Annotated in this window: 29 protein-coding genes and 2 pseudogenes; 16 read left to right on the top strand and 15 right to left on the bottom strand. The window is 68.5% G+C overall.

The annotated features are described in order from the left end of the window. Nucleotides 1-6 precede the first annotated feature (6 nt). Nucleotides 7-615: a hypothetical protein gene (locus ACGF5C_RS27960; RefSeq protein WP_393306342.1), complete on the top strand. Its 609-nt coding sequence runs from the start codon at nt 7-9 to the stop codon at nt 613-615. A 304-nt stretch (nt 616-919) separates the two neighbouring features. Here the strand turns inward: ACGF5C_RS27960 and ACGF5C_RS27955 are convergent, their stop codons facing one another. Both ACGF5C_RS27955 and ACGF5C_RS27950 read right to left on the bottom strand, forming a co-directional pair. Further along, nucleotides 920-1,081, bottom strand: coding sequence for a DUF1877 family protein (locus ACGF5C_RS27955; RefSeq protein ID WP_393306340.1), 162 nt, complete (start codon nt 1,079-1,081; stop codon nt 920-922). Nucleotides 1,082-1,197: 116 nt separating this feature from the next. Further along, nucleotides 1,198-2,067 (bottom strand): DUF6745 domain-containing protein, encoded by an 870-nt coding sequence (locus tag ACGF5C_RS27950; protein WP_393306338.1) that lies wholly within the window; start codon nt 2,065-2,067, stop codon nt 1,198-1,200. Nucleotides 2,068-2,276: 209 nt separating this feature from the next. On the opposite strand from ACGF5C_RS27950, the gene ACGF5C_RS27945 reads away from it, so the two are divergent. After that, nucleotides 2,277-3,200 (top strand): DUF2278 family protein, encoded by a 924-nt coding sequence (locus ACGF5C_RS27945; RefSeq protein ID WP_393306336.1) that lies wholly within the window; start codon nt 2,277-2,279, stop codon nt 3,198-3,200. A gap of 46 nt (nt 3,201-3,246) precedes the next feature. Here ACGF5C_RS27945 and ACGF5C_RS27940 read toward each other — a convergent pair whose 3' ends face one another. After that, entirely contained in the window at nt 3,247-4,230 is a 984-nt protein-coding gene (locus tag ACGF5C_RS27940; RefSeq protein WP_393306334.1) for a GlxA family transcriptional regulator, read from the bottom strand. 295 nt (nt 4,231-4,525) lie between these two features. On the opposite strand from ACGF5C_RS27940, the gene ACGF5C_RS27935 reads away from it, so the two are divergent. From ACGF5C_RS27935 to ACGF5C_RS27925, 3 genes are all read left to right on the top strand, one after another. Further along, nucleotides 4,526-5,131 (top strand): hypothetical protein, encoded by a 606-nt coding sequence (locus ACGF5C_RS27935; RefSeq protein WP_393306332.1) that lies wholly within the window; start codon nt 4,526-4,528, stop codon nt 5,129-5,131. A gap of 187 nt (nt 5,132-5,318) precedes the next feature. Further along, nucleotides 5,319-5,885 carry a dihydrofolate reductase family protein gene (locus ACGF5C_RS27930; RefSeq protein ID WP_393306330.1) on the top strand — a complete coding sequence of 189 codons (567 nt, stop codon included), beginning with the start codon at nt 5,319-5,321 and terminating at the stop codon, nt 5,883-5,885. 189 nt (nt 5,886-6,074) lie between these two features. Further along, complete coding sequence (locus ACGF5C_RS27925; RefSeq protein ID WP_393306328.1) at nt 6,075-6,515, top strand: VOC family protein; 441 nt, start codon at nt 6,075-6,077, stop codon at nt 6,513-6,515. A gap of 493 nt (nt 6,516-7,008) precedes the next feature. Here the strand turns inward: ACGF5C_RS27925 and ACGF5C_RS27920 are convergent, their stop codons facing one another. Next, nucleotides 7,009-8,955 (bottom strand): M28 family peptidase, encoded by a 1,947-nt coding sequence (locus ACGF5C_RS27920; protein ID WP_393306326.1) that lies wholly within the window; start codon nt 8,953-8,955, stop codon nt 7,009-7,011. A gap of 152 nt (nt 8,956-9,107) precedes the next feature. Continuing rightward, on the bottom strand, nt 9,108-11,720 hold the full coding sequence (locus tag ACGF5C_RS27915) for a proprotein convertase P-domain-containing protein (RefSeq protein WP_393306324.1): 2,613 nt from the start codon (nt 11,718-11,720) through the stop codon (nt 9,108-9,110). 280 nt (nt 11,721-12,000) lie between these two features. Here ACGF5C_RS27915 and ACGF5C_RS27910 point away from each other — a divergent pair, with 280 nt between their 5' ends. After that, nucleotides 12,001-12,345 (top strand): hypothetical protein, encoded by a 345-nt coding sequence (locus tag ACGF5C_RS27910; protein WP_393306322.1) that lies wholly within the window; start codon nt 12,001-12,003, stop codon nt 12,343-12,345. A gap of 176 nt (nt 12,346-12,521) precedes the next feature. On the opposite strand, the pseudogene ACGF5C_RS27905 reads toward ACGF5C_RS27910, so the two are convergent. Further along, nucleotides 12,522-12,714, bottom strand: a pseudogene (locus ACGF5C_RS27905) (integrase); the annotation flags it as partial. 123 nt (nt 12,715-12,837) lie between these two features. Here ACGF5C_RS27905 and ACGF5C_RS27900 point away from each other — a divergent pair. Further along, nucleotides 12,838-13,722 carry a CPBP family intramembrane glutamic endopeptidase gene (locus ACGF5C_RS27900; RefSeq protein ID WP_393306321.1) on the top strand — a complete coding sequence of 295 codons (885 nt, stop codon included), beginning with the start codon at nt 12,838-12,840 and terminating at the stop codon, nt 13,720-13,722. A gap of 628 nt (nt 13,723-14,350) precedes the next feature. Here the strand turns inward: ACGF5C_RS27900 and ACGF5C_RS27895 are convergent. From ACGF5C_RS27895 to ACGF5C_RS27880, 4 genes and pseudogenes are all read right to left on the bottom strand, one after another. Continuing rightward, complete coding sequence (locus ACGF5C_RS27895; RefSeq protein ID WP_393306319.1) at nt 14,351-14,584, bottom strand: hypothetical protein; 234 nt, start codon at nt 14,582-14,584, stop codon at nt 14,351-14,353. Further along, a complete protein-coding gene (locus ACGF5C_RS27890; RefSeq protein WP_393306317.1) occupies nt 14,581-14,847 on the bottom strand; it encodes a hypothetical protein in 267 nt (88 codons plus the stop codon). The genes ACGF5C_RS27895 and ACGF5C_RS27890 overlap by 4 nt, the downstream gene beginning before the upstream one ends. A 61-nt stretch (nt 14,848-14,908) precedes the next feature. Next, the gene (locus ACGF5C_RS27885; RefSeq protein WP_393306316.1) at nt 14,909-15,676 is read right to left on the bottom strand and encodes a helix-turn-helix domain-containing protein; all 768 of its coding nucleotides are present in this window, start codon (nt 15,674-15,676) and stop codon (nt 14,909-14,911) included. Nucleotides 15,677-15,914: 238 nt separating this feature from the next. Further along, nucleotides 15,915-16,055, bottom strand: a pseudogene (locus ACGF5C_RS27880) (IS5/IS1182 family transposase); the annotation flags it as partial. A 204-nt stretch (nt 16,056-16,259) separates the two neighbouring features. On the opposite strand from ACGF5C_RS27880, the gene ACGF5C_RS27875 reads away from it, so the two are divergent. Together ACGF5C_RS27875 and ACGF5C_RS27870 are read left to right on the top strand one after the other, a co-directional pair. Beyond that, the gene (locus tag ACGF5C_RS27875; protein ID WP_393306314.1) at nt 16,260-16,883 is read left to right on the top strand and encodes a biotin transporter BioY; all 624 of its coding nucleotides are present in this window, start codon (nt 16,260-16,262) and stop codon (nt 16,881-16,883) included. Then, nucleotides 16,883-18,334, top strand: coding sequence for a nitronate monooxygenase (locus tag ACGF5C_RS27870; RefSeq protein ID WP_393306312.1), 1,452 nt, complete (start codon nt 16,883-16,885; stop codon nt 18,332-18,334). The genes ACGF5C_RS27875 and ACGF5C_RS27870 overlap by 1 nt, the downstream gene beginning before the upstream one ends. 52 nt (nt 18,335-18,386) lie before the next feature. On the opposite strand, the gene ACGF5C_RS27865 is transcribed toward ACGF5C_RS27870, so the two are convergent. Beyond that, a complete protein-coding gene (locus ACGF5C_RS27865) occupies nt 18,387-18,611 on the bottom strand; it encodes an integrase core domain-containing protein (RefSeq protein WP_393306310.1) in 225 nt (74 codons plus the stop codon). Between the two features lie 656 nt (nt 18,612-19,267). On the opposite strand from ACGF5C_RS27865, the gene ACGF5C_RS27860 reads away from it, so the two are divergent. Further along, nucleotides 19,268-19,951 (top strand): DUF1062 domain-containing protein, encoded by a 684-nt coding sequence (locus ACGF5C_RS27860; RefSeq protein WP_393306308.1) that lies wholly within the window; start codon nt 19,268-19,270, stop codon nt 19,949-19,951. 46 nt (nt 19,952-19,997) lie between these two features. Here the strand turns inward: ACGF5C_RS27860 and ACGF5C_RS27855 are convergent, their stop codons facing one another. Then, nucleotides 19,998-20,447, bottom strand: coding sequence for a hypothetical protein (locus ACGF5C_RS27855; RefSeq protein ID WP_393306306.1), 450 nt, complete (start codon nt 20,445-20,447; stop codon nt 19,998-20,000). Between the two features lie 92 nt (nt 20,448-20,539). Here ACGF5C_RS27855 and ACGF5C_RS27850 point away from each other — a divergent pair, with 92 nt between their 5' ends. After that, nucleotides 20,540-21,118 carry a UPF0158 family protein gene (locus ACGF5C_RS27850; RefSeq protein ID WP_393306304.1) on the top strand — a complete coding sequence of 193 codons (579 nt, stop codon included), beginning with the start codon at nt 20,540-20,542 and terminating at the stop codon, nt 21,116-21,118. Nucleotides 21,119-21,258: 140 nt separating this feature from the next. Beyond that, nucleotides 21,259-22,212: a hypothetical protein gene (locus ACGF5C_RS27845; RefSeq protein WP_393306302.1), complete on the top strand. Its 954-nt coding sequence runs from the start codon at nt 21,259-21,261 to the stop codon at nt 22,210-22,212. A 22-nt stretch (nt 22,213-22,234) separates the two neighbouring features. Here the strand turns inward: ACGF5C_RS27845 and ACGF5C_RS27840 are convergent, their stop codons facing one another. The 3 genes from ACGF5C_RS27840 to ACGF5C_RS27830 are packed head-to-tail and all read right to left on the bottom strand — an operon-like array spanning nt 22,235 to nt 23,701. Beyond that, the gene (locus tag ACGF5C_RS27840) at nt 22,235-22,594 is read right to left on the bottom strand and encodes a hypothetical protein (RefSeq protein ID WP_393306300.1); all 360 of its coding nucleotides are present in this window, start codon (nt 22,592-22,594) and stop codon (nt 22,235-22,237) included. Then, entirely contained in the window at nt 22,561-22,962 is a 402-nt protein-coding gene (locus ACGF5C_RS27835; protein ID WP_393306298.1) for a hypothetical protein, read from the bottom strand. Before ACGF5C_RS27835 ends, ACGF5C_RS27840 begins: the two co-directional genes overlap by 34 nt. Beyond that, nucleotides 22,955-23,701 carry a hypothetical protein gene (locus ACGF5C_RS27830; RefSeq protein ID WP_393306296.1) on the bottom strand — a complete coding sequence of 249 codons (747 nt, stop codon included), beginning with the start codon at nt 23,699-23,701 and terminating at the stop codon, nt 22,955-22,957. The genes ACGF5C_RS27835 and ACGF5C_RS27830 overlap by 8 nt, the downstream gene beginning before the upstream one ends. A 174-nt stretch (nt 23,702-23,875) precedes the next feature. Here ACGF5C_RS27830 and ACGF5C_RS27825 point away from each other — a divergent pair, with 174 nt between their 5' ends. The 4 genes from ACGF5C_RS27825 to coaD all read left to right on the top strand — a co-directional run bounded on the left by ACGF5C_RS27825 (nt 23,876) and on the right by coaD (nt 26,750). Next, nucleotides 23,876-24,310, top strand: coding sequence for a hypothetical protein (locus ACGF5C_RS27825; RefSeq protein ID WP_393306294.1), 435 nt, complete (start codon nt 23,876-23,878; stop codon nt 24,308-24,310). Further along, a complete protein-coding gene (locus ACGF5C_RS27820) occupies nt 24,307-25,770 on the top strand; it encodes a PrsW family intramembrane metalloprotease (RefSeq protein ID WP_393306292.1) in 1,464 nt (487 codons plus the stop codon). The genes ACGF5C_RS27825 and ACGF5C_RS27820 overlap by 4 nt, the downstream gene beginning before the upstream one ends. Nucleotides 25,771-25,947: 177 nt before the next feature. Then, nucleotides 25,948-26,268, top strand: coding sequence for a DUF6817 domain-containing protein (locus ACGF5C_RS27815; protein WP_393306290.1), 321 nt, complete (start codon nt 25,948-25,950; stop codon nt 26,266-26,268). A 56-nt stretch (nt 26,269-26,324) separates the two neighbouring features. Further along, complete coding sequence (gene coaD, locus ACGF5C_RS27810; protein WP_393306288.1) at nt 26,325-26,750, top strand: pantetheine-phosphate adenylyltransferase; 426 nt, start codon at nt 26,325-26,327, stop codon at nt 26,748-26,750. The last annotated feature ends 182 nt before the right edge of the window (nt 26,751-26,932 follow it).

The raw sequence follows: 26,932 nt of genomic DNA, 5'->3' as shown, positions 1-26,932 counted from the left end.
GGGTGCATGGACGACGGAGAACGCGAGCAGGCTCTGCTCACCGCCCTGACCACCGAGCATTTCGTGCTTCAGACTTCGCGCAGCGCGACCGTCACGGAGTCGGTGGGCCGAGCGACCGTCTTCCTGTCCATGCTCTCTGCCGCGCTGATCGGGCTCGGTTTCGTCGCCAGCAACGCCGCGCTCGTCCCGCCGTACCTTGGAGCGGTGCTGCCGACGCTGGTGATCACCGGACTGCTTACGTTCCTGCGGCTGGTGCAGAACATGGCGGAGAACGAGCTGGATCTCGCGCGGATCCAGCGCATCCGGGCGTACTACCACCGCCGGCTGGCCGGCGAGCACGACTTCTTCGCCGACGCGGTGCAAGGCGTGGGCATCATGGGGGCGACCTGGGCGGCGGTCGGTAACGTGCCCCGGCGGTCGCAGCTGTTGCTGACTACGGCGGCGATGGTGGGCGCGGTGAACGCGCTGCTGGTGGGGCTCGCGGTCACGCTGCTGACCGGGCTCGCGGGGCTGTCGTCCGGGTTCGCGATCGGCGTCGGCACCGTGTTGGCTCTGCTGGCCTTCGCCGCCCAGGTCGCCTACATCAACCGTGAGTCGATCTCCCAGCCCGGGTAGGGGTTGCTCGCGGGGCGAAGGCACGTTGCCTCAGCCCTGTATGCGGACTGTAGCCGGCAGCGCGCACTGACATCGGCAGATCCGTGCACCGCCGTGCGGCAGCACCAGCAGCCTTGGCCCTTACGCAACGTTACTTGGCTCTCAGCGAGGCCGGCCCGTGGTGGGCCAGCCATGGCCGTCCCGGTGGAGCCCATTTCGTCTGCCATAGCCATTAGGAGGCTTGTCCGTCGATGACGCGGCGTAGCGCTCGCCCGGTGGCCGGGAAGGCGAGCCGCAGCCTCAGATGGCGCGGTCACGCCCACGGCTAGGCGACCGGCGGGGTCGAGGGCGATGCCGTGCGGCATGACGCGGTCATGGCGTCTGGGTCGAAGCGGGTGCGCAGCACCTCCACGTCCAGCGCGTCGAGCGCAGTGGCCACAGCGCGGACGGTGTCGCGGTCGAGCAGGCGAGGCGGAACGTACCGCAACCCGGCTCTCTGCCGGGTATCGCTATCCCGTTGGACTTCAGTCTTGAGGCTTGCAGGATATGGAGCGAACTGGCCGGGACGGGCGGGTGCCCGTCCCGGCCGGCTGTCGACTCAGGTCACATGCTCAGGAGTGGTTGCCAGCCGTCGCGGTAGCACACGCCGCGAGGTTGCAGTCGGATCTGGCCGTGCGCTGTTCCGGAGACCTGCTCAGTTCGTATTGCTTGGGGCCGGTCCACCACGACGCAGACGTCCTCGCCGGGCCACCACCAGCCGCAGGAGCGGGCCAGGCCGACCCAGGCGTCGAGGTGTTCGGCCTCGTCCGGCCCGTACACGGCAAGGCCGAGTCGATGCAGCACGTCGTAGTAGGCGATCCAGGACGCGTCCTGCTGCCCGTACCAGCACACGGGTACCGGAGCGTCGCTGGTCAGCGCCGCGCGCACGGGAAGGTAATACCCGTGCGCGAGGCTCCGGTGCAATGCCGCGCGTACGCCTTGGTGCAGCACGACAGCGAGCGGAACGCCGCTGTCGAGCGCCTGCGGCGGCGCCAGTTCGGGCCATGGTTCTTTGGTCTTGCTCGTACGCACGGGTGACAGTTCGGGGTCGGTGTGAGTGACGCCCCCGCTCAGCGCGCCGCGTAGCTGAGAGGTGATCATGGCGAGATCGCTTGCCATCGGTGGTGTCCCGCGCGGCCGGGGGTCCCGGATGCGCTCGTAGAGTTGATCGAGGGTGGGCCAGCCAGTGATCAGGGGGCGCGCCTCGTCTGGCGAGTCGACCCATTCGAACCGGGGTCGGGGCCGCGATGCCCTAGCGTAAATGGCGGTCAGGCAGCGTTCGGCGGTCGACTTGTCAGCCGGCTGCGTGGACAGGGCGTGGTCGAGCCATTCCTGGCGGATCCGGATGGCCTGCTGCCACAGGTCGTGAGGGTTGCCGCTGCGAACGGCCTGTGGAGGTTTCGCGGCGTCGTTGCGCCGCGCGGGGGCGCTCACAGCGCCAGGGCGTCGCCGCCCTTCCGGTACGAGATCATGGAACGACTATGGCCCACAACGCGGCACCGCCGCAAGGCGGTTCCCACCGGCAACGCCCTGCTGCCCGCGTCTCGGGGCGATGCAAGATCAGGGCGCCACCGGTATCGGGGTTCTTCCGGGCCGGTACGCCGAGCATCCGCTAGCGCCATTGACGGCGCGGGTTCCATCCGATGTACGACGTCATCGATGAGGCGGGTCTCCGGCCGGATGGAGGGGGCGGGGTTGGCCGCCGGCGGGGGAGAGGTCGCCTGGGGGCAGGATGGCGGGGTGGCGGTGGGGCTGGACTGGGCTGGCGCGAGCCGTTCGCCAGCGGGCTGGGCATGCACAACATTCACCAGAACCAGGGCGACCCATTGGGCAGCCAGTGGTACGCCGAGAACGGCGCGTGGCAGGACGGCGGCACGGTGGTGGTACGACCGGACAGGCGGTGTTGCTTGTTCCTCTCGAAGTTCACTACGCAGTCGTTCGACCCGACGACGATGGGCACCCCAGGTAGTACGTCATCCATGACGGAGCGGCCGCCTCGAGGTGCAGCGAGCCCGCTTCTACAAGCACGGCAGTATCGCCGAACGATGCTCTGCGGCGCCACAGGTTCAGTTGATCGCCGCCGACATCCGCTGGTTGGGCGGGCCCTACGTCGGCCATTAGGACACTCCGATCGCCCGGACACTCGAGTCAACCGCCAAATTCGGGAGCAACTTGGAGCACCGGAGCAGCTTCCGCACGCGACCGGAGACTCGTTGCAATGCACCCGGCTGAGGCTCCAGTCCACCATGCTCCACGCGGCGGACGACCTGCGGGACAGCGCAAGGCATTCGACCTCTGACATGTCCTTGGGGGCCCCGGAACGGGAGCAGCTTGGGAGCAGCCGGCTGCGCTGGACGGCGTTGAACCGCATCCAACGGCACCGAGCGGCACTCAACGGCACCCGCCCCGACCTGCGGACTTTCGTTTTAGCAGGTCAGAGTGGTAAGGAGTGTCGACCGCCCGGGCCTTACAGGTGGGTGCAGGATGGGTGCAGCTTGGCGAAGTGGTCACCGCGTCCGAAGTGCTCGCCGAGGCCGGACGTAGAGAAGCGGTGTGACCTGCGATGATGCCGACCAGTAAATCGGCGTGACCTCCCTGAGAAGACCGAGGTGTTCAGGCTTCGCTGCTCCCGGCCCGCGTGTTGCAGACATCGAAGGTGGCGGCGCGTCGCTGCGTGGTGCGGAAGTGCGAGGGGCTCACGCCGTACCGCTGAACGAAGGCTTGGCGCATCGTCTCTGCGGAGGTGAAGGCGCACTGCTTGGCGACCTGCGCGAGCGGGAGGTCGGTCGCGGCCAGGAGCCGGGCGGCGACTTCCAGTCGGATCCGGCGGACGGTGCGCCCTGGTGGCTCGCCCAACTGGTCGCGGAAGAGCCGGTTGAGCTGTCGGACGCTGACGCCGGCCCAGGCCGCCAGCGTGGTCGCACGCAGGTCGGCCCCCGGGTTGCTGGTGATGCGGTCGATGGTTCGCCTGATCAGCAGGTCATCGGGCCTCGGGACGCTCGTGAACATGCTCATCTGGGCCTGGTTCCCGGGCCGTTGCAGATACGTCACCATGCCGAGAGCGACTCGTCGGGCCAGCTCGTGGCCATGGTCCTCCTCGATGAACGCGAGAGTGAGGTCGAGCGCGGCGGTGACGCCGCCTGAGGTCGCGACGTGACCGTCCCGGATGAAGACCGGGACGGGGGCGACGTGGACCTGCGGGAAGCATGCGGCCAGGCGGCGGGCGTACAGCCAGTGCGTCGTCGCGCGGCGGCCGTCAAGCAGGCCGGCGGCTGCCAGGACGCTGGCGCCGGTGCAGACGGAGGCGACACGGCGTGACTGAGCGGCCAGGCGTCGCACGTGCCCGACCAGACGTGCATCGGCGGTAGCGTCTTCGTGGCCGAGTCCACCGGAGACCACGAGGGTGTCGACGGTCTCGAACCGGCTCGCCAGCCGCGCCTGGGCCTTGAGACGCAGACCGGAGTCGCAGCGGACCTCCCGTCCGCCCAGCGTCGCGAGCGTGACCTCGTAGCCAGGGTCGGCACCAAGGCGGGTGGCGATGAACAGGCCAGTCGTCACGCAGGCGATGTCCACCAGTTCGGATCCGTCGTAGGCCACGACGACGACGTGACGGGATCGCATGCACCCACCGTAGGCGGTTCGGCCGCGGCCAACAGGACGGGTTTCCCAGGATTTGTGCCAGGGCGCGCCTGGCCTCTTGTCCGCGGCGCGGGCTCGCCGTGAGGCTCGTCCTCGTCCCCCTTGCGAGGCGGCCAGCGCGCAGCAGGGACAGGTGACGCAACTGAGACCGCGTTACCGCAGTTCCGGGGGTCAGGTTGCAAATCGCACGACTGCCTGCAGTAGACCTGCGATGGAAGGGGGTGCCGCGGTGCGGTGGCGGTCGGTTGGGTTGGTGGCGACGCTGCTCGTGGCGGGTTTGGCGGCGCCGGTCGCGGTCGGTGCGGTCGGGATCGCCGGGGCCCGCGACACCACGTATCCGGCCCGCGAGGCTGGCGCCGCTGCACTAGGAAGTGTGGTGGTGCCGCCGCCGCGGCACGATCCGGCCAAGCCTACCGTGGCGTTGGTACTCGGAGTGCAAGGCGCTAACGTAGCCGACCTGCTGGCTCCGTATGAGGTGCTGGCCGACACCGGCAGGTTCAATCTCTACACCGTGGCCGCCGAGCGTCGCCCGGTGACGTTGACCGGTGGCTTGGACCTGCTGCCCGATCTGACCTTCGCCGAGCTTGACGCACGGACACTGGCCGGGCCCGACGTGATCGTGGTCCCGCAGCTGGTCGGGGGCGGCACCGCCACCGTCGCTGCTGCTTCCACTGTTGTGGCTCGGATTCCTGTCCACCGGTGCGTTTCTGACCTCGGGTCACGTGCTGATGTTCCTCGCGATGGCTGCCGTCATGCTGTGCCATGTCGAGGAGTACGCCAGCTTGACGCATCGCGCGGAGCACGACCGGATCCCTCTGCGCCCAATCCACCGCCGATTACCGATGCGACGACGAGGTGAGTACCCAGATGCCGACTTCAGTCACGTCTAGCAGCACGACGGTCGCCCGGGGCGGCCACGCGCGGTGGGGCCCGCATGACCGGCGTGGGGTGCGATGGCGTGGCGCGATGAATCGTGCGGCGTTGACAGGTCAAGCTGTTGAGAAACCCGCAGGCACGAAACGGAAGGCATTGATATGCCGGCATTGATGGTCGACTACATCACCTCGCTGGACGGATACGGTGCGGCCGAGGGCTGGCCGGGCTTGTGGGGCCTGGGGGGCCCGGAGTACTTCGCGTGGCTCGGCGAGGACGCCAAGAGTGAGTACACCCTGCTGATGGGGGCGAACACGTATCGCTTGTTCGCCGGCTTCGCCGAGTCCGGCCAGGAGGGAATCGAGGAGCTCGCGGCCACCCCGAAGGTCGTGTTCTCCCGCACCTTGGCTGCCCCGCTGAGCTGGGCCAACACGACGCTGGTCGATCAGGACGCCGTGGAGGTGGTCCGGTCGATGAAGCAGGACGGTCAGCTTCCGCTGCGCACCATCGGCAGCCCCGGCCTGTGCCGGTCACTGCTGAAAGCAGGGCTGGTTGACCGGTACCGGGTGGTGGTGTTCCCCGTCGTCAACGGCGTAACCGGCAGGGACCGGATCTACGACGGATGGCCGGACGTGGCGCTGCAGATGGTCGACTCGCGCACCTTCGACGGCAGGCTCCAGCTCTTGGAGTTCGTTCCCACCGTCCTGACCGGTCCCCCGGGGTCGTCGGCGACGGACTGACAACGCACTGTCGCGAATACGCCAAGACCTGCTACGCCAAGCACCTGGCCGCCGGCGACACCTGCACGGAAGCCCTCCGCCGCCTCACACGACGCCTCGCCCGTCATGTCTTTCAACACGGTCGAAACCCAGCCCTTCGATCACGGCAGGCACCTCGTGCCGGCCGCGGCTTGACATAGGAGAGCACCCATGTCCATCAGACTCGACAACGTCGGCATCGCCGTCCGCGACTTAGAAGCCGCTATCGCCTTCTTCACCGACCTCGGCCTGACGGTGCTCGGACGCGCCCGGATCAGCGGCGAGTGGGCTGACACCGCCGTGGGTCTGGACGGCAACACCGCCGACATCGCCGTGCTCCAGACGCCCGACGGCAACGGTCGCATCGAGATGTTCCAGTACGTGCACCCGGCCGCGATCGAGGCCGAGCCCGTCCAACCGAACACCATCGGCATGCACCGCGTCTGCTTTGCCGTGGACAACATCGACGCCGCCATCGAGGTCGCCGCCAGGCATGGCTGTCACCCGCTCCGCGGCGTCGCCACGTACGAGGATGTCTACAAGCTCACCTATCTCCGCGGTCCCAGCGGCATTCTCGTGATGTTCGCCGAAGAGCTGCAGAAGGCGGACTGACCGCGAACCCCTGGGCCCGCACCCGTCTTCCGCCGGATGACGGCGCCCATCGTTCAGACGGTCCGGCCCCTGGGCCGGGGCAGAGTACCCGTGACGTACCGCGACGGAGCTGGACCCGGCGAGCTCATCGGGCGGATGTACTGTGCCCAATCCCGGGACCGACCGTGTTTGTCGAGGACCGGCGCGGCATGGGCGGCGCCGGTGAGGACAGCGCGGCTGCACGACTGGCCGGTCCGCAGCGTGGCCCGGCGGCGCAGAATCGGACTCGACCCTCACGCATCGGCAGGCGGGAGCCTTGGTCGCGGAAGGTGGGGGAACCGGCCTCTTCGCCGCCGACGGCCCTGGCCTTGCGGGCCGGAGCGCACCAAGGCTGGCCACAGGCATGATCACTCCCGTCGTTGCCTACGAGATGCGGAACCCGGGTTAACTTGGCGCTCCCGCGTACACAGGTGCCCCGATGCGTGCTGTACGCACCGGGGCACCGGCGGTGGTGTTACAGGGTCAGCGTCCAGGAGTTGATGTGGCCGGTGTCGCGGCGGGTGGTGTCCTGCACCCGCAACTTCCAGGTCCCGTTGCGCGTTTCGCTCGACAGGTCGACGGTGTACGTCTCATCGAGGTTGTCGGCGCTGCCGCCGCCGCCGTTGCGCAGCAGGTAGGCCGAGCCGTCCGGGGCGACCAAGTGCACGACCAGGTCACCCCGGAAGGTGTGCACGATGTGTACCTCGACGGTGCTGGTCGCGGAGGCGTTACCCGTGCAACCCGACACCGTTACGCTGCTCTCGACTGTGGAGACGTCGGGGATGGTCAGGTCGGTGTCGTTCGTCCCTCCGCAGTCGGGCGGCACGGTGCCGCCGCCCAGGTCCAGCGCCCAGGAGTTGACGTGGCCGCTGTCAAGGCTGGCGGCGTCCTGTACCCGTAGCTTCCAGGCGCCGTTGGCGGCCTCACCGGCGAGGTTGACGGTGTAGGTCTGGTCGATGTTGTCGGTGCCGCTGCCGGTCCGGTTGTGCAGCAGGTAGGTGGTGCCGTCCGGGGCGACCAGGTTGACCACAAGGTCACCGATGTAGGTGTGGACGATGTGCACCTCGACCGTGCTGGTCGCCGAGGCGTTGCCCGCACAACCGGAGATGATGATCGTGCTTTCTGCGGTGGAGTTGTCCGGGATCGCCACGTCGGTGTTGTTGCCGCCGGAGCAGCCGCCGCTGGTGGGGTACACCGCCCACGTGAACGTGGCGCTCCCCGATCGAGGTGGACTTGCCGAGTCGATCGCGGTCACCGTCACCGTCGATGTGCCAGCTGTCGTCGGGGTACCGGTGATCCGCCCTGTCGACGCGTCGATCGACAACCCGGCCGGCAATCCGGACGCCGACCATGAGTACGGCGCCGAACCACCGGAAGCGGAGGTGTCGAGGGACACCGCGACACCCACCGCCGACGACTGGTCGCCCGGGTCGGCGACAACCACGTCAGCCGGGTCACCGGCGACGGCGGTGGTCCACAACGCGTACGTCGCCGCGTCGCCAGCCCGGTCCAGGATGGTGTCGCTGATGTTGCCGGTGGTGTCGCAGGAGGCGTGGTAGCACGGGTCGAAGGCGGACTGAGTGCCACCCCACTTCGCCACCTGCTCCGCCGTTTTCCGGTAGCTGGCGCCCGCCGCCACGCCACTGGTTTCGATGCCGGCCGCGTTGAACGACGCGTCATCGGAACGGCCCGCGCCTTCGTAGTTCTCCTCGGTTTCCACACCGATCGAGTCGTAGTAGGCCTTCAGGACCTGCCCGGCTTCGCTGGTGATCCGGTTGATGAAGTAGCCGCCGTTGATCGAGCCGACCATGTCGAAGTTGTAGTAGGCCTGGATCTTCGCGCGTTCCGCCGCAGGCAGCTGGTCTACGTAGAAGTCGGACCCGTTGAGGCCCTGCTCCTCGTCGGTCCACCAGCCGAACCGGACGTGTTTGAGCATGGTCGGGTTCTGTGCGGCCAGGGTGAGCGCGATCTCGAGGATGGTGGCCGAGCCGGAGGCGTTGTCGTTGATGCCCGGTCCGGCCGAGACGCCATCGAGGTGGGCGCCCAGCATGATGACCTGGCCGGGGTCGCCGCCGGGCCAGTCGGCGATCACGTTCGGACCGGAGCCGCTGGTACATCCCGATGTGCATGGTTGCTTGACCACGGTGAACCCGGCCGCGGTAAGCCGGTCGTAGACGTAGTTCACCGACCCGGTGTAGCCGGTGCTCCGGGAACTGCGGTTGCCGCCGTTGTTGTTGGCAATTGTCTGGAACTGGTCGAGGTGCGCCTTCACGTTCGCCAGTGAGAGGTCCGGTGACGAGAGCGTGGCCGGCGCGGGGACTCCGGTCTGTGCGACCGCAGGGGCCGGCGCGCCAGAAATTGCCAGCGCTGACACGGCGACCGCCGCCAGCACACCACGTTGGATGACATTGCTTCGTCTCATGACGCTTTCCTTCATGAATGGTCAGGAAACACGCGCAGGCAGCCCCCCGGCGTGGACGGCTTCTGCGTTGTGCGCCTGGAGGCGAGGGTGTTCCGGTGCGCCGATCGGCGCACCGGAACACACTTCACATGCGGTAACGGTTCTCGGCTGTGTTAAAGGGTCAGCGTCCAGGAGTTGATGTGGCCGGTGTCGCGGCGGGTGGTGTCCTGCACCCGCAACTTCCAGGTCCCGTTGCGCGTTTCGCTCGACAGGTCGACGGTGTACGTCTCATCGAGGTTGTCGGCGCTGCCGCCGCCGCCGTTGCGCAGCAGGTAGGCCGAGCCGTCCGGGGCGACCAAGTGCACGACCAGGTCACCCCGGAAGGTGTGCACGATGTGTACCTCGACGGTGCTGGTCGCGGAGGCGTTACCCGTGCAACCCGACACCGTTACGCTGCTCTCGACTGTGGAGACGTCGGGGATGGTCAGGTCGGTGTCGTTCGTCCCTCCGCAGTCGGGCGGCACGGTGCCGCCGCCCAGGTCCAGCGCCCAGGAGTTGACGTGGCCGCTGTCAAGGCTGGCGGCGTCCTGTACCCGTAGCTTCCAGGCGCCGTTGGCGGCCTCACCGGCGAGGTTGACGGTGTAGGTCTGGTCGATGTTGTCGGTGCCGCTGCCGGTCCGGTTGTGCAGCAGGTAGGTGGTGCCGTCCGGGGCGACCAGGTTGACCACAAGGTCACCGATGTAGGTGTGGACGATGTGCACCTCGACCGTGCTGGTCGCCGAGGCGTTGCCCGCACAACCGGAGATGACAATCGCGCTCTCCACCGTGGAGTTGTCCGGGATCGCCACGTCGGTGTTGTTACTGCCAGAGCAGCCGGGCAGGCCGTTGACGGTCAGCGTGAAGGGGGCGGTGCGGGTGGCTTCGGTGCCGGTACCGGTGACGGTCACGGTGTAGACGCCACTGGGGGTCGACGCCGAGGTGCTGATCGTCATGGTCGAGGAGCCGCTGTCTGAGGTGATCGAGGACGGGCTGAACGCGGCGGTGGCACCGGCCGGCAGGCCAGAGGCGGACAGGTTCACCGTCTGGGCCGAGCCCCGGATCAGAGTGGTCGACACGGTCGTCGCGGTCGAGTTGCCCGGGTCCACCGACGCCGCCGCCGGCGAGACCGCCACGGTGAAGTCGTTGGCCGCACAGCTCGGGTCGTTGCCGGCCACGTTGACGGCGGTCCAGGCGGCCTGGACGGTCTTGTACTCGGTGGAGCACAGGCCGTACAGGTCGGTCGTCGCGCTGAGGGTGTAGGCGCGGGCGGTGTTGGCCGGGTTGGTGGTGTTGACGTACGAGGTGTTGGAGGTGAAGTAGGTGTCCAGGGCGCGGAACCAGATCTTCTCCGCCTTGGCCCGGCCGATGCCGGTGACCGCCGGCGCGGTGCCGCAGACCGGGGAGGTGCCGTACGGCGTGGCGCCGCTCCCTTCGGCCAGCATGAAGTAGAAGTGGTTGGCCACACCGGACGAGTAGTGCACGTCGATGTTCTTGGTGGTGGTCGACCAGCAGGAGTGTGAGGCTCCGTCCAGCGACGGGTTGTACATGTACCGCAACGGGGTCCCGTCGCCGTTGATGTCGATCTCTTCACCGACGTCGTAGTCGCCGGGGTCGCTGCTGTTGCCTGCGGAGAACTCGACCATGTTGCCGAAGATGTCGCTGGTGGCCTCGTTCAGGCCGCCCGACTCGCCCGAGTAGGTCAGGTCGCCGGGAACGACGTTCTCCGTGACGCCGTGGCTCATCTCGTGCCCGGCCACGTCGATCGAGACCAGCGGGTTGGCGTTACCGTCACCGTCGCCGTACGTCATCTGGGAGCCGTCCCAGAACGCGTTGACGTAGTTGCTGCCGTAGTGCACCCGCGACGGGACGCCCTGACCGTTACCGAAGATGCCGTTGCGCCCGTGCACGTTCTTGAAGTAGTCGAAGGTCAACGCGGCGCCATAGTGCGCATCCACCGCGGCGGACTGGTCGTTCGACGGGGACCCGTTGCCCCACACGTTGTCCGCGTCGGTGAAGGTCGTGCACGTCGACGTGCCGTTGTTCATGTCGCACGTGTTGCCGTTGCCGTGCGTCGGGTCGACCATCTGGTACGAACTGCCCGACTGGGTCGTCGAGACCGACACGGTGCCCGCGTAGACCGAGTTGCCCGTGCCGTCCACCATCTCGATCTCGTCGTAGGAGCCGATGAACTTCCCGGTCACCGCGTCACTGATCACGTGCAGCCGGGACGGGGTCTGCCCGTCCGGCGCCCAACCGGCGAGCATCGTCTCCCACGCCAGCCGACCGTAGCCGCTGGAGGCCTCCACAAACAGCTCAGCCGCGCCGACCGCGGTCAAGGACCCGTGGAACTGTGCTTTGGCCGCCTTCGCCGCCTTCGCCGCCGACACCTTGGGCGTGGTGCCGAGCGTCAACGGGGCGACCAGACCGACCGAACTGCCCGCGTAGCCGCCGTCGGGCGCGGTGTGGATGACGATGTCCCCGCCACGGACGCGCAAACCCTGGTAGGTGCGGGTGTACCGCACGTGCGCGGCGCCATTAGCGTCGACCTTCGAACTGTAGACGGCAAACCGGTCGGCGCCCGAAGCCCGGACGACCCCCAGGTGCTGGCCCAGCGCCTGATCGGCCCGGGCCACCGTCCCGGCCGGACCCGGCTCCGCGGGCGGTGCCGCCGATGCTGACGTGGCGGCGTTGGTCAGCAGGGCACCCACGAGTAGGGCGACGCTGGCCACTGCGATGGGTCTTCTCACGAGTCCTCCAACACAGAGGTGGCATGTGACGGCAGTCACACGCATTCACGTATATCGAAAGATCGATGAAGATGAAAGACCTTCAGTAGAAGCGACTTAACGCTTATTAAGGTCGCCCCGGCTCGCCGCCGAGGCATGGAACCATCCCACCTGCGGTAGCGTCAGTAGCGCCATGAGGCGATATCGATATCCACTGGTGGCAGCCATCGCCGTCCTCGGCGTGACGGCCGGCTGCGGGCACGGATCCGACTCACCCGCACCGGCGGCCACACCGACCGGCATGAACGCCCCGAAGGTCACCGTGGAGCGCACCGGCGGCTTCGCCGGCGTACACGACACCACGGTCGTCGAGCCCGGCGGCGGCTGGACCCGCACCAGCCAGCGCGGGGAACAACGCTCGGGCCGGCTGACCGCCGCGCAGCAACGCGAACTGGGCCGCCTCGTCAACGATCCCCGGCTGCCCGGCGAGGCCCGGCCCACGCCCGGCGACAGCCAGTGCCGGGACGGGTTCAACTACCGGGTCGCGATCGGCGCCATCGTGATCAGCTACGTCGACTGCGGCAGCGATGAGCCGGCGGCGACGAAGGCGGTGGTCGCGTTCGTGGCAACCACCGCCGGCGGCTGAACTGTTCCCGCGGCACGTCCGCCGGGCAACGGCAGTGGGACCAGCACCCGGCCGGGCGTCCGGCCTGGCTGGTGTGTCACCGCCGTCCTTTGGGTGGCGTCGACCGCGCGCGGTCAGTGCACGCTGCGCCCGGCCCATTCGGCAACCTGAGTCGCCGGCACCCCGGCGTTGAGTCAGAGCGACACGGCCGCGTGTCGCAGGTCGTACGGCCGGCGGGCCAGCGGTGAGCGCTGCTGTGCCGGCATTGGCACCTTATGACCGCTTGTCCCGCGAGGCCTTCCCGTAGGCGTTGTTCGGGATCGGCTGCCCGGCGGTGAGCACGTACCGGCCGCCGGGGCCGCGCCGGGTGACGAACAGCTTGCCGTTCGATTAACGGTCATATCTATACCCTGGCCGAACCCTGCCCCCCGACCCTGAGCCGACCCTGAGGCCTCCCGGAACTACCCCTGCAAGCCATGGCGATACCTGGGCGGCAGAGAAACTATGCAGGTCATGACCCACACGGCACAACCTCCCCGGTCTGATAAGACGGGTCGCGCGCTGGAGCTAGAGAACGTCAGCCGTTACCGCCACCCCCTTGCCTTTTACGTCCTCGCCACCGCCATCCCGTGGGCGCTGTGGTTCACCGCCGCCTGGCTGTCGAACCAGCCCGATCCCAGCCAGACCACTCTCGCCGTCATGACCGGCCTCGGCCTGGCTGGTCTCGCTGCCCCGGTCGTCGTGGCGATCTGGTTCATCCGCAAGGACGGGCTCACCCGCGACGTCCTCACTCGCCTGGTCGCGCCGCGCGGCACTCGCGCCTGGGTCTGGCTGGCGGCCGTCGCCCTGCTCCCCGGCGCCCTGCTCGTCGCCACCGCGATCTCCATCCCGTTCGGCTACGACGTTTCGCAGTTCGAGCTCCGCAACGGCTTCACGTTCGCGACAGGCCTGCTGCCGGCGTGGATCACGCTCGTCCTGGCCCCCGTTCTGGAGGAGGTCGCCTGGAAGACCTACGGCACGGATGCGCTCGCGTCCCGGATGAACGTCCTGTGGACTTCGCTGCTGTTCGGTGTCGTCTGGGTGCTGTGGCACGTGCCGCTCGGCTTCATCAAGGGCTACTACCAGGCGGAGGTCGTCGAGGAGGGACTGATCCACAGCCTCAACTACGCCTTCTCGCTGATCCCGTTCATCATCCTGATGAACTGGCTCTACTACCGCGGCGGCCGCAGCGTCCTCGTCGCGATCGTTTTCCACCTCGCCGCCAACTTCGGCAACGAGATCTTCCGCACGCACCCGGACACCAAGGTGATCCAGACCGCCCTGCTGCTGGTGCTGTCCGTCGTTGTGGTTTGGCGCGATCGGGAGCTGTTCCTGACGCCCCCCGGACGCCGCGCGTGAACCCGGCCGCCAGGTCCTCGGCTGCCCTCAGCCAAAGCTTGCGTTGATACGGCGCGCCGCGGCGCGATGCCGGCCGGAGGCCGCCAGCAGCGCAGATGCAAGCGCGTCCGGTGCTGCGCGCGAAGCCTTAGTGGTCGCCGTCGTTGCCCGAGAGCTGAGTTTGTGTCGGATGCGTGTCGCCGACGGCGTGCGACGGGGTGAATCCCCTGGTCACAGCGCTGCGTTTGGCGCTCTGTAAATCCGTCGCGAAAGCTACAGAGGTTCGAATCCTCTACCCGCCACCAGGAGCACCAACGGCCCCTGACCAGCAGGAATGCTGATTAGGGGCCGTTGTCGTTGATCTAGCGGAGTCCGGCTAAGTCCAGCCGTTGACGACTGGTTGTGGGCAGATCGTGGCGGGTCGATCTTGCCGCTGACGGCCCCTCTGAGGCCGTGACTGCTGGTGCTGTTGGTGCTGTTGGCTTCTAGGGTTGACGCGGGCCGTGCGTGTAGCGACCGGCTGAGGGCCGCGCGCTGGGGCGTAGTTGGTCGCGGGAGGTGGGCCGGGGGCAAGCCAGTCCCGGGGTTGGATGACATCTGCGATCTTCCGCAACCGCTTCGCGCCGACATGCTCGGGGCCGAGCAACGATCAGCCGCTCAGCCGAATCGAGGCTCGCTTGATGAACGCGAGCTGGGCGGCGAAGGCGAGCAGTGCGACCGCCACGCCGAGCGCGATCGCCAACGTGGGGGATCCGTCCGACACTCCGGTCAGCAGGGCCGCGCCCAGGCCGATCAACAGTGCGTTGACGGCACCCACCCTGGCCGCCGTGGTCAGTAGCAGTTGCCAGCGAGAGGCGCCGCCGCCAACCGCCGCCGCGATCATCCGTGTGTCGCCCCCACCGGTCCCGCGTCGACGAAGAAGTCTTGCTCGCCGGCGAACCGGCGGTGATAGTAGGCGCGGATGCGCTGGATGCGCTTGAGACCCAGCGAGTTCTCCACCATGTTCTCCACCAGCCCGGCGAAGGTGAGCAGCCCGGTGATCACCAGGGTCGGCAGCACCGCACCGGGGTACGGCTTGGTCAGGTATCCGCAGCTGGAGACGAAGCCCTGCCCGATCAGCGCGGCGGACAGCAGTGACAGGAACACAGTTGCCCGTCCGACGGCCTCTGCGCGGCGCGTGGGAGCCCGATCGTCTCAGGCAGGCTGTTCAACGAAGGTCGGAGATGCGGTCGCTACCTGTCACAGGGCTCCGGGTTGGCGATAAAGCCGGCCACGCAATGTCGTCAATCGCGAGCCACGGCGCGACAGCCATGGCTGTGGGCGTAAGCCCGGTGAACGCCTTGACCTCGCGGTGGAGGTGGGACTGGTCGACGTAGCCGCTCTCGGTGGCAACGCTGGCGACGGCGCGGCCCGCCGCGAGAAGGTGGGCGGCGTGGTCGAACCGCACCAGTCGGGTGGCGCGTTTGGGTGTGATGCCGAGCTGGGACCGGAAGCGGGACCACAGGCGCTTGCGGCTCCAGCCGACCTCGTCCGCTAGGCCGTCGACCCGCACCCGCCCGCGGCTGGTGAGCGTCCGCCGCCAGGTGTAGGCGACTTCCGGATCGACCGGTGGGTGGGCGTCCAGCCGTCGGCCGAGGATTTCCTGCGCGATCGTGAACCTTTCGTCCCACGACGTGGCGGCGCGCAGCCTGTCCTCGGCTCGCCCGGCGTCGCGGCCCCAGACATCCTCGAGGGTTACCACCGTCCCGCTGAGCTCGGTCGATGCGCCGAGCACCGCCGCCGCGGTGGCCGGCTCCAGCCGGATCTGGAGGCACGTGCCGGCTCCCCGGCCAGTTGCTCGAAGATCGCCGGGGATGAGCCCGATGACGACACTGCCGCGCTCGTGCCGGCCATGGGTGTCGTAGACGAGGCATTCTTCCTCGCTCAGGTCGATGAGCAGGGTGACGGATGGGTGCGCGACCATGTCGATGTCCACGAGTGCGGGGACACGGTGGCGGAACCCGGCCATGCTGATCCCCGGCAGCCGATCTGACGGGCGCGGGACTGCAACCTCCACCCACGCCCAGTCGGGTGGTGTCCCGGTCGACAGCACGAGGTCAGTCTATGCCTGAGGGATCACGGGCGGTGTGTCAGCGGCTGTTGCCGTGAAGCCCAGCAGCAGCTTGCTGGTCTCCTCGGGTGCTTCGAGCATGGGCATGTGCCCGACGTCGGACAGTGATGCAGCAGTCTACGGCGACGTCGTCTAGGACCAGGCCGACGAGCCGGTCGTAGGCGTCCACCGCGATCTGCTTGAGCTGGGCGAACATCCCGAGGCGAATCCACTCGTCACGACGATCACGGATGGCGCTCGGAGAACTGAGGGCGACGGGTCCGACAGGCAACCGAGGGCGGGACCTACGGCCCTGCCGTATCGAGTTGATGCGCCCCAGGATTCGCACAGCGCGTCCGTCGCTGTCGGTCTGGTCGCCGCGCGGCGGCACGTCCCGGTCGTGACAGGACGCGCGGGCTGGAAAAGACGGCGCCCGCGCCAGCTGGACGCGGCGGCAGGAGGGACGAGGATGGCCGAAGGCATGGCAGGTGCGGCGGTGTACCGCCGCACCCCGGGAGTGCTGGCGGATCTGTGGGGCCGATCCGTACCGCGTGACGTGGTCCTGGTCGTCGGCGCTACCGCCATGACGGGGGCCGCGGCACAGGTCGCGCTCCCGGTGCCGGGGTCACCGGTGCCGATCACCGGGCAGACCTTCGCCGTTCTGCTCGCCGGGGCAGCGCTGGGACCGACCCGCGGGGCGGTCAGCATGCTGCTGTACGTCGTAGCCGGCGGCTTCGGCCTACCGTGGTTCGCCGGCGGCGCGTCCGGGTTGGGCACCGCCACTCTCGGCTACCTGCTGGGCTTCGTGCTCGCCGCCGCGCTCGTCGGCCGGCTCGCCCTAGCTGGCGCGGACCGACGGCCGTGGCGCACCATCGGCATGATGGCGGCCGGCAACGCGCTGATCTACCTGGTCGGCGTGCCGTGGCTGGCCGTCGCGATGGGTGTGGGCCTGCCCAGAGCGCTTGCCTTGGGATTTGTTCCCTACCTGATCGGGGACGTGCTCAAGGCGGTGCTGGCGGCCGGCCTGCTGCCCGGGGTCTGGCGGCTACTGCAACAGTTGCTCACATGCGGCGCCAACCGGCGGGACCGTTGATGGCCGGCGAAACGGCTCCGGTCGTCATCCAGGGCGGCATGGGGGTCGGTATCTCCGGTTGGCGGCTGGCGCGGGCGGTGGCGGCCGCCGGGCAGCTCGGTGTGGTCTCTGGCGTCGCCCTCGACGCCCTGCTGGCACGGCGCCTGCAGCGCGGCGACGACGGCGGTCACATCCGTCGGGCTCTCGGCCACTTCCCGGTCCCGGCCGTGGCGCAACGGATGCTGGACCGGTACTTCGTGGCCGGTGGGCGGCCCGAAGACGAGCCGTTCCGGCCGGTGCCGCGTCTGGGGCTGCGGCCCGGGCGCCACGGGCAGGAACTGGCGGTGGTCGCCAACTTTGTCGAGGTCTTCCTGGCAAAGGAGGGCCACGACGGCCCGGTCGGGGTGAACTACCTGGAGAAGATCCAGCTGGCCACGCCGGCGGCGGTGTACGGCGCCATGCTGGCCGGCGTCGACTATGTGCTGATGGGCGCCGGGTTGCCCACCGAGATACCGCGCCTGCTCGACGCCCTGGCCGCCGGCGTCGCGGCGCGGCTGTCGGTCGCGGTGGACGCCGCCGCGCCCGGCGAGCAGCACCAGCTCGCCTTCGACCCGCGGGACCTGTTCGGCGAGGCGCCCCGACCGCTGCGGCGGCCGCGGCTGCTGGCCATCGTGTCGTCCGCCACGCTGGCCGCCTACCTGGCCCGCGACGAGACGACCCGCCCGGACGGTTTCGTGCTGGAGAGCCCGGCCGCCGGCGGGCACAGCGTCCGGCCTCGCGGACCGCTGACCCTCAATGTCGACGGCGAGCCTGTGTATGGGCCGCGGGACCGCCTGGACGTGGCGAAGGTGGCGAACCTGGGTCTGCCGTTCTGGCTGGCCGGTGGGCAGACCGGCCCGGAGCGGCTGAGCGCCGCCCGGGCCGCGGGCGCCGCGGGGGTGCAGGTAGGGACCGCGTTTGCGCTGTGCCGCGAATCGGGCCTCGACCCGGCCTTGCGACGACGGATGCTGCGGGACGCGGCCCGCAACGCGCTCGTCGTACGCAACCACGCCACGGCCTCCCCGACGGGGTTCCCGTTCAAGCTGGTTCACCTGCCCGGCACCGCAGCCGACGAGCAGGTCTACGCCGACCGGCCACGCCACTGCGATCTGGGATACCTGCGTACGCCGTACCGCCGCCCGGACGGCAGGGTCGGATACCGCTGCCCCGCGGAACCGGTCGACGAGTACGTACGCAAGGGCGGGTCGGTCGACGACACGGTAGGCAGCCGGTGTCTGTGCAACGGGCTCGTCGCCACCGTAGGGCTCGGTCAGCGGCGGCCGGACGGCTACGTCGAGCCACCGCTGGTGACGCTCGGGCAAGACCTGGCCTTCCTCCCGCACCTGACTCGCCGAGGTGACGACTACACCGCCGCCGACGTCATCGCGTATCTGCTCGGTCCGACGGCACCGGGTAACCGGCTCCTACGCTAAGGCCTGTCAATCCCCTGGAACGGTGGAGGGCGCCGGTATGCGGCCCGGGCCTCTAGGACGCGGGTTCTGATCGTTCGTAGTCGGTGGGTGAGCGCCAGTCAGAGACGGAGTGCCGGCGGCGCCGGTTGTAGAAGTCGGTGATCCAGGTAGCGATCTTCAGGCGGGCTTCGGTGCGGGTGCGGAAGTGACGGCGGTGCACGTACTCGACCTTGATGGTGGAGAAGGTGGCCTCGGCGACGGCGTTGTCGAAGCATGATCCGCTCGCCGACCACGACATCACGGTCGAACTGCGCTAAGCGCCTCACCTCACCCCTCCCACCCGCACCAGCGCCACCGGCAACGACCTGACCAGCACCTTCTGATCCGTGAGATCACGTCGTTCCTCGGCGCGGAACACTTCCCGGCTTTCGCACTGCCGACGTCACTACCGTGATCCGGACAGCGGCCCAACGCACGTTGACCGACCGCACGCTCATGCCGGGATGCGAGCGCCGCCGTGACGACGACGGATGTCCGGGCTCGGGCCTTCGAGGCGGCTGCTCCCATCCTCTCTGTTCACCAATCCGCCGCGGCAGGCAAGCGGCGATCGTCCCCGCGACGCTGCCGAAGGACAGGGCGAAGGCCAGCGGGAGGAACAAGTCCCACCGGCGGCGGCCGGAATCGGCAGAGAGGGCCGCGGCGGCGATCGGCGCGTGGTCCGCCCAGTCGCCGACCCCGCCCTCGGTGCTCGGCACCAGGACAAAATGGGTGGCCTCGCCAGCCCGCCCCGCCCTACCTTGTAACTGGATCTTCTTCTCCGGCCCACTCACAAGAGGACTTCACCCCGCGTGACGCCGCCTGCTCTTTAGACCTGACACCTTCGCCGTGCATCGGTCGCCGACGTCGCCGTCGGCTCTTTCCCCATGCCTTCCGTCAGGTCTTCAGAGAGAGATCATGTCTACGCGTCCTCATATCGCGCCGTCCTGGACCGTTCGGCGCACGCGCCTTCCCCTGCTCGCCTTCCGCTGTGTCCACTGCCATTCCGGCCTCGCCAGCACCGGCGACGGGAAGTTCCGCGTCAATGCCAACGGCAAGCTCCTCGACATCTGGCTCCTGGTCGCCTGCGTTTCCTGCGGCCGCACCAGCAAAATCACCGTTCACGATCGCGTCCCGGTCCGGTACCTGGATCCGATCCTTCTGGAGGGCTACTCCGGCAACTCCTCTTCCCTCCTCGCCCGCGTCCTTCTCGACCCGCCGATCGCCCGGCGCAACCGGTTCGCCCTGGAGTGGGACCCATGCTGGGAACTGCTCGCCCCGTCCCCTCCCGTAAGCCCCCGGCCCGTCCACGGTTCAGTCACCTTCGACCCCGTGCCCCTTCGCCCCGAACGGCTCATCACCCAGGGGGCTGGGCATCAGCTGCGGAGAGATCGCTCGCCGCGTCAAGATCGGCATTCCGCTGAACCGCAGGACTCACAGGGACTTCTCGTTCGTCTTGCTATGAGCCGCCGTGGGCCTGAGCCGGAGCGAGAGGCACGGTGGCCTTGCCGCGGACTGCATCACGCGGCGGTCCGCGCGCGGTCGCTCATGACCGGGCACGAACGAGGGTCAGGGCCGGCCCGATACCGGCGACGAAGGTGAACGCCCGGGTGCATACATCCGGACGTGCCGATGAGCAGGCGGTCGGCTACCGGCTGGTCTCAGGCGCATCAGGGAGGCCGACCTGGACTCGCCAGGGACGCGGTTCGAATGGGCCGGAGGCGAGGACGTCCATCAACATCGCCGTGCCGGCAGCGAACGCCTCGACCAGTTCGTGGCTGTTTGCCGTGTGCCACTGCGCCTGGCGCACCTGGTGCATGTTGTGGTCCTGCGGGCACCAGCACGCCACCTCCACCGCCGCGTCCACGGTGAGCTTTGGTGGTGCCAGCCAGGCGATGTCGAGCGTGAGTTCGAGCCAGTCGTCGCGGGTGTTGTACAACGTAATCGTCGTGTCGACGAGCAGCAGGTAAAGGCGTCTGTTCGAGGTCTGCGGGGACTTGCTCCGGTCTGGATACCAATGCCATAGCGTGCGTTCGGCAGCCGACGGGTGGCTGTCGAGTGCGTTCGCCAACCTCCGCAGCTCGCCTTCAGCGCTCAAGTAGTCACGCGGTAGTACCTCGCGCAGCGGGACGTGCGCCATTGATGGAGCCGGTCCGACCATGCTCCGATGATCCACTAGAACGCCCGCTCGTGCTGCCGTCCGGGCGTTCAGTGGGGGAACGCGCGGGGGATGCGTGCGTTGAGGAGTTCGTCGCGGAACGCTTGGATGCGCGTGATGACCTGTCGTCTGCCGATGGTGTTTTCGATGCGGTCGAGGTACAGGCATCGGGCGGCGAGTTTGTCGAGGTCGACGGTGAAGTAGATCGCCATCAGCGGGTTGACGAACAGGTCGCCGCCGCCGGTGCGCCGGGTGAACCGGATGTCTCCGAACGCGCCGCTGGTGGCGGCGGCGATCTGTCCTTGGACGATGTGAGCATCGACCCGCTGCCGTCCTACGTCTGGTACCAGGACATGGCCGACTTCGCTGAGAGGATCAGTGACGCGGCGGCCGGCCGCCGACTCGCGCGAGCTATCCAGGGCCGGGGTGCCTTCCGCCGGTTCAAGAACGAGTTGTACGAGGAGTATCCGCACCTGCTGCCGGCGTGGCACGCCTTCCGCGACGTGCGCGCAAGGCGGCGGGCGGTTGAATGGCTGGTCGACAACTCGCTGGTCGACGAGGAAGCGGGCGCGCGTTTCGTGGCCGAGCATCGAGATCCCGACCTTCCCTGAGCTGACGCCCGCGCCTCGCGCCGGCCAGACCCGTTCGGCCCCTGACCGGCCCGGCTTCCCTGGCGCACCATGGGGGACCACCCGGATGGCATCGAGCGGTTACGATGTGTCGGCCGCTTGGTCATGAGGGGGAGTGACGTATGGGTAGTCGATGGAGGATCGTCCGGCGAAATCTCGCCGCCGCGCTGCTGGCACTGACCATGGGAGCGGTCGTCCTGCCCGCACCCGCGCAGGCGGTAGACTACCCCGGCGGGCGGCGTATCTACAGCGTCGCGCTCGGGGCCATCCCCGCCGCCAGCGCGCCCGCCACCGGTCCGGTCTGGGTCCGGCTGGCGACCTACTACTTCTTCGGCAACGGCACGGTCACCGAGAGCTTCTGGTACTGGGACCGGGCCACCGCCATCGGGGCTGCCGGCACGGGTGTCCGGACAACCGGCTGCACCGGCCACGACTGCGAAGTGCGTACGGCTGCCGGGTTCCAGCCCGGTGGCGTCGTGAAGTCCCTGAGCGGGACGTACACCAACTCCGGTGACAGCATCACCATCACCTGGAGCGGGAGCGTCCAGGAGACCTGGCAGGTCAGCGAGCCTGCCAGCGACCTGGCCCGGCTCGACTTCGTCAGCTCCAACTACGGGGTCACCGTCGGCTGGGGCTTCGGCAGTTCCGCCTCGAACGACGCGTACACGCCGGTCAGCAACATCCCGCTGGCCCAGTACGCCGGCCGGTACGCCGGCTACAGCGGAAGCACCGGCGCCGCCGGCCCCAGCGGGATGGACCTCCGGTCGTTCGCCCGATGCAACGGGAACTGCCTGAGCTGGCTCAGCCCCCCGACCGCCACCTGCTCGTCCTGCCCGAACGGCGCGACCTCCGCCCCAATCCGCTACTACCTCGCGGGAGCGGGCCGGCGAAACTTCTACGAACACTGGTGCACCTGCCTGACGTCGAGCACCTGCTACACCGGCGGGTCGCACCGCAAGCCGCAGCTCCAGGTGATCGGCGACACCGGGACGTTCCACGGGTGGGTCGGCGTGGAAGCGTCCAACTCCACGGCGAACACCGGCTACTTCGCGGTGCACTTCCACGTGAACGTCTGACCGGGCGGGGGAGCGGCCCGGCTCAGGCCAGGGTACGCAGGTCCAGGGTGTGCCAGCTGGTGACCGTACGCCCGCCAGTGGACCACCGGAGCACGTCGCCCCGGCAGAGCACCAGGCCCGCCCCGCCGGCCACCACCAGCGTGCGCCGCCGGGTGACGTCGTACAGCTGCAACTGAGCGGCAGCGCCGACGGCGTCCTCCGGATCGGTGTGCAGGAGCGCCTCGAACCGGTCGCGCACCCCGACGTCGACCAGCGCGGCGCTGACGTCCCACTGCCGCCGACGCGGTGCCTGGCCGGGGCGATGCCGCGCCAGTGCTGACGCCTCCGACCTCGACCAGGTGTTGTGGGTCAGAACATCAGTTCCTCGGCCACCAGTGACCATTCGCGGAGCAGCCCCTCGTCCCGCTGCGGCACGGTGTAGCGGCGTTCGCGGATCAGCGCCAGGAAGTCCTCGGGGAGGGCCACCCGGTGCCGGTGGACGTAGTACGCCAGGTCGTCGCGCCACAACCAGTCACCGTCGGTGCGGATCGTCGACCCGTTCATGACCTGTCGCGCCGAGTCGAACGGGTCGTCGGCTAGGTCCATCATGTCGATGAGGACGTACCCCGCCTTCAGGTAACGGACGACCTCGTCGACATCCGGCATCTCCTCGGCGGAGACGTTGTCGAAGATGCTCTCCTGAACCAGGCCCAGGCCGACGGGTCCCAGCTCGCGGAACATCCCGGCGAAGCGCAACGCCGGCTTACCCATCGGTCCCCCCGCCGGGATAGAAGGTCACCCACTGGCCGCCGTTCCTGATCCGAGGAACCTGCCCCACCGGACCATACCGGTTCACACCGACCGCATCGGTAGGCGCCATGACCGTCACCCCCAGCGCGTCCGCGACCTGCTGGGCCGGCGGTGCGACGCCCGCGTCAGGCGCCACGGTGCCCGAGTGGCAGGACACCAGACGCACCGGCCCGCCGTTGTAGTGCGGATTGCCGCGGATCGCCTCGGCGATCTGGGCCGGGTGGGTGTAGTTCGACGGATGGCCGGCACCGTCTGCCCCAATCACGCCCGGCCGGAACAGCCCGTTGCGCTCACCATGGACCACGACGTCGTGGTAACCCGGCTCGGGTGCGACGGCATCGAAGTTCCGTATGGTCGATTCGTCGTAGCCGATCGCCGTGGCGCCGGGACGGTGGTAGACCGGGTCGCCGCCGGCGAGTTGCGAATCCGGCGGCCGGGTCGGCGGTTGCGGATGTGCGCGGGGATCGGCCCAGTCCGATCTGCGGCCCATCGAATCCGTCGTCGCCGGTATTCCCATCAGGGCATTGAGCACCTGTGGAAAGAACACGGCGAACGCCGTGTAACCGGCGAGGGCGGCACCACCCAGCACCGCGAACGCTGCGATGCCGACGGCGGGGACCGCTCCGTAACAGCCGGCGATGCCGTCGGCCATGCCGCCACAATCGATGGGTACGCCGTCGGCCAGCACGTTGACAGACATCGCCGCAGACATTGCCTCCCAATCGAGCGCCGGGATTGAACCAAGTGCATGCGTATCCGCGTGCACTTGTATGACCGCCGCTTCGGGTTAGGCTAGGGTAACCCGCCGCCGTGGACGGAGGAAGCCGTGCCAGACGGGACCGAGCCCGCGGAAGCTCGCCTTCCGGTACGCGTGATGACTGTCCTCGGTCTGATCGCGGTGGTCGTCGTCCTCGCCTCAACTGTCGTCCTAGCCGTGTCCTGGCCGACCACCCCACAACGTTCTCCTGCCCTGCCGATCCGGCTCTACGCATACGACTCGGCCACCGCGAGCATCGTCGATTTGCCGCAGGGGAGATTCCGGCAGGGACAGATCCCGGCCGCCACGATCGACGAGGGTGTGGCCGCGTCAGTAGCCGCGGAACCTGCGTGGGCGAGCTGGTACGACGCGTTCGGCCACCGGACCAACAGCGTGGACCTGCCGGATCTCGACGACCTGCGGGCCAGTCCGGTGCCGTTGAGCGTCACCTCCGCGGTACCCGCTGGGACATATCAGTTTGTGTTGGCCACCGTCGAAGGGAACCGGGCGGAGGAGGTGCTCGCCTGGGTGCACGTGGAAATCGAGCGATGACGGAGGAGACGCCGCAGCCGACCAGTGCACCGCGGGAGGGTTCCGGGCTCGGCCTCGCACCGCCACCCCGCCCGGTGAACGGGCCGGTGGTGCCGGACCCGACCGTGCCGGCGGCGTACCGGCTCGACCGGCTCGGCGCCGCTCTCACCACTGGTGAGGCGTTGCTGGTGATGATTGCCGTAGCGTCGCTGGTCGGCGTCATCCGCGATGACGACGCCGGGGTACGCGTCCTCGGCATGGTCAGCCTCGGGGTTGCCGGCATCTCACTGTTCACCGCCTGCATCGCCGCTGTCGTCGTCGCCGTAACCTCAGCCACGGGTGACTCGCCGCGTCGCCGCTTCATGACCTGGGCCATCTGTGGTGGAGTGGTGTTCGCCGGGCCCGCCCTCCTGGTTGTGTTCCTCACCCTCCTGCAGGTGGGAATCGCCTGGCGGGGCGCGCTGCTGAGCATTCCAACGACCCTTTTCGCGCTGTGGACATTCCGCCGGATGCAGCGCAACCGCAAGCCACCGTGGCGACTGGTCGTGGTCGCCTTTGCCTGGGGCCTGTTCGTCGCCGCTTACTTCGCCCAGATGGTCGAGGGCATCCTGCACGTCGTCATCACGGCAGAGGTTCTGCCGGGCACCGCGGCGATCCTCAGCCACGCGGCCGCCGCCGCGGTCCCTGAGGAGCTGGGCAAGGGTGCTGGGGTCCTCGTGATCGTGCTGCTCGCCTGGCGGCGCGTTGACGGCATGCTCGGTGGCATCGTCATCGGCGCCTGCGTCGGAATCGGCTTTCAGTTCGCCGAGTCGATGTCCTACATGACCGGAGACTTCGGCGCTGTGCTCTACCAGCACTGGTACCGGCAGGTCACCGGGCTCCTGATCAGCCATGCCACCTACACGGGGATCATCGGCGCCGGCATCGGACTCGCCATACAGTTCAACGACTGGCGACGGCGGGCGGTCTGCGTCGGTAGCGGCTTCCTCGTCGCCATCGCGGCCCACCTGATCTGGGACGTCTTCGCGATGGGCCGCCTGTACTGGGAGTCTGACAATTCCCTGCTCCAGCTGTTCGTGGTGCAGCCGCTGAACCTCGTCGTCCTCAAGGGACCGGCGTTCGCCATCCTGCTGTTCCTCATCATCATCGCGTTGCGTCAAGAAACCAGGTCGCTGCACCAGCACCTCTGGAGGGAGGCGCGCGACCCGCGCGGCGCGATCACCCCGGCCGAGGTGCCCGTACTGGTGAATCCGCCACTGCGCTTCCGGATGCGGCTACAGGCACTCTTGCGTGGCGACCGTCCGGCCTACACCCGGATGAAGCGTCTGCACTCCGCGCAACTGGACCTGGCGTTCGCCGGATGGCGCCGCGACCGGGGTGACGCGCAGCCGCCGGGAGTCGAAGAAACGCTGCGGCAGCGGATTCACGATCTCAAGGCGGAATCCCCTCTGGTCCCGGCCGCCGTCGCCGGCCGGCGGTGACGATCGCATGACGTGAGCCTTCCCGCGTCGGCTGACCTACAGAGCCAGCGCGGTGCGTTGAGGTACTGGGGTCTGCCGACCTCAGCCAGGCGAGTGCCAGACGTATCCACGGCGCTGTGACACATTGCCCACACCCAGGGGCCAGCGAATCCGACAGCGGATACCTACAGTCGGGCCATGAGCACCGACAAAGGCGTGCGGGTCTGGCTCCGCCGGCATGGAGCTGAGCAGATCGCGCACCCCGGGGGCAACCTGTACGCCCACCTATGTCGAGTCAGCGAACGACTCGCCGTGCTTGGCTGCAGCAGTGAAGTGCAAGCCGCGGGCCTTACCCACTCGCTCATGGACCTGAGCATCGTCAACGACCTGGACGTCATCGAGCACGATCCTGCGGTGGTGGACCGGCACGGTACCTACTTCCGGGAACTGTTCGCCTCTTGGGCCACACTGGCCTCTGAGCAGGTCATCCGCGATGCGCAGCGGGTCTTGCGGCCGTGACACCCGAACCATCGGCAGGGCCACGTTCGATTGCACGCACCCCCGGTCGCGTTCGCGTGCGAGCCGTCTACCCCGGCAGCTTTGATCCCTTCACTCCCGGGCATTTGAATGTGGTGAACCGGGCACGCGGCCTCTTCGACGAAGTGGTCGTGCTCGTCGCGGTCAACAGCATCAAGCATCCGGGCACCGACGAAGAGGAGCGAGCAGCCGCTGTTCGGGCCATTCTGCCGGTCGAGTGGACCTCCGTCACCGTTGCGGCCTGGAGCGGGTTGACCTCCACCTACTGCCGTCGCCATGAAGTAGGAGTGATCGTCCGCGGCGTGCGTAACACCACCGACCTTCGGACCGAGTACCAGCTCGCCGCGATGAACCAGTCGCTGGATGTCCCCACGGTATTTCTGCCTGCGCAGCCCGAACTGGCCGCGGTGTCTTCGACTGCGGTGCGCACGCTGGGGCAGTGGCCCTCGTCCACGCAGCCGTAGACTTCCGGACATTGGCAAACCCCCTCGCCGGACCGCCGTTCGGATAGTTTTTGAGACTGCCGCGTCAAGATCAGGTGACGTTGGAGTATTAGAGCGACCGGCGATAGGTGTTACCTGAGCCTGCGGGTGGTGGGGCGTGTGTCCCAGCGGTAGAGGGTGCGGGCGCGGTAGATGAGTTGACG

It is taken from the genome of Micromonospora sp. NPDC047620, assembly GCF_043205005.1.
GTDB lineage: Bacteria > Actinomycetota > Actinomycetes > Mycobacteriales > Micromonosporaceae > Micromonospora.
This window is presented reverse-complemented; position numbering and strand designations above follow the sequence as displayed.

Excerpts from the sequence above, each read along its gene's own strand:
- ACGF5C_RS27960 (WP_393306342.1), top strand. The coding sequence starts at position 7 with ATGGACGACGGAGAACGCGAGCAGGCTCTGCTCACCGCCCTGACCACC.
- ACGF5C_RS27945 (WP_393306336.1), top strand. The coding sequence starts at position 2,277 with ATGTACGACGTCATCGATGAGGCGGGTCTCCGGCCGGATGGAGGGGGC.
- ACGF5C_RS27930 (WP_393306330.1), top strand. The coding sequence starts at position 5,319 with ATGGTCGACTACATCACCTCGCTGGACGGATACGGTGCGGCCGAGGGC.
- ACGF5C_RS27925 (WP_393306328.1), top strand. The coding sequence starts at position 6,075 with ATGTCCATCAGACTCGACAACGTCGGCATCGCCGTCCGCGACTTAGAA.
- ACGF5C_RS27920 (WP_393306326.1), bottom strand. The coding sequence starts at position 8,955 with ATGAGACGAAGCAATGTCATCCAACGTGGTGTGCTGGCGGCGGTCGCC.
- ACGF5C_RS27910 (WP_393306322.1), top strand. The coding sequence starts at position 12,001 with ATGAACGCCCCGAAGGTCACCGTGGAGCGCACCGGCGGCTTCGCCGGC.
- ACGF5C_RS27900 (WP_393306321.1), top strand. The coding sequence starts at position 12,838 with ATGACCCACACGGCACAACCTCCCCGGTCTGATAAGACGGGTCGCGCG.
- ACGF5C_RS27895 (WP_393306319.1), bottom strand. The coding sequence starts at position 14,584 with ATGATCGCGGCGGCGGTTGGCGGCGGCGCCTCTCGCTGGCAACTGCTA.
- ACGF5C_RS27875 (WP_393306314.1), top strand. The coding sequence starts at position 16,260 with ATGGCCGAAGGCATGGCAGGTGCGGCGGTGTACCGCCGCACCCCGGGA.
- ACGF5C_RS27870 (WP_393306312.1), top strand. The coding sequence starts at position 16,883 with ATGGCCGGCGAAACGGCTCCGGTCGTCATCCAGGGCGGCATGGGGGTC.
- ACGF5C_RS27865 (WP_393306310.1), bottom strand. The coding sequence starts at position 18,611 with ATGTCGTGGTCGGCGAGCGGATCATGCTTCGACAACGCCGTCGCCGAG.
- ACGF5C_RS27860 (WP_393306308.1), top strand. The coding sequence starts at position 19,268 with ATGTCTACGCGTCCTCATATCGCGCCGTCCTGGACCGTTCGGCGCACG.
- ACGF5C_RS27845 (WP_393306302.1), top strand. The coding sequence starts at position 21,259 with ATGGGTAGTCGATGGAGGATCGTCCGGCGAAATCTCGCCGCCGCGCTG.
- ACGF5C_RS27840 (WP_393306300.1), bottom strand. The coding sequence starts at position 22,594 with ATGGTCACTGGTGGCCGAGGAACTGATGTTCTGACCCACAACACCTGG.
- ACGF5C_RS27835 (WP_393306298.1), bottom strand. The coding sequence starts at position 22,962 with ATGGGTAAGCCGGCGTTGCGCTTCGCCGGGATGTTCCGCGAGCTGGGA.
- ACGF5C_RS27830 (WP_393306296.1), bottom strand. The coding sequence starts at position 23,701 with ATGTCTGTCAACGTGCTGGCCGACGGCGTACCCATCGATTGTGGCGGC.
- ACGF5C_RS27825 (WP_393306294.1), top strand. The coding sequence starts at position 23,876 with ATGACTGTCCTCGGTCTGATCGCGGTGGTCGTCGTCCTCGCCTCAACT.
- ACGF5C_RS27820 (WP_393306292.1), top strand. The coding sequence starts at position 24,307 with ATGACGGAGGAGACGCCGCAGCCGACCAGTGCACCGCGGGAGGGTTCC.
- ACGF5C_RS27815 (WP_393306290.1), top strand. The coding sequence starts at position 25,948 with ATGAGCACCGACAAAGGCGTGCGGGTCTGGCTCCGCCGGCATGGAGCT.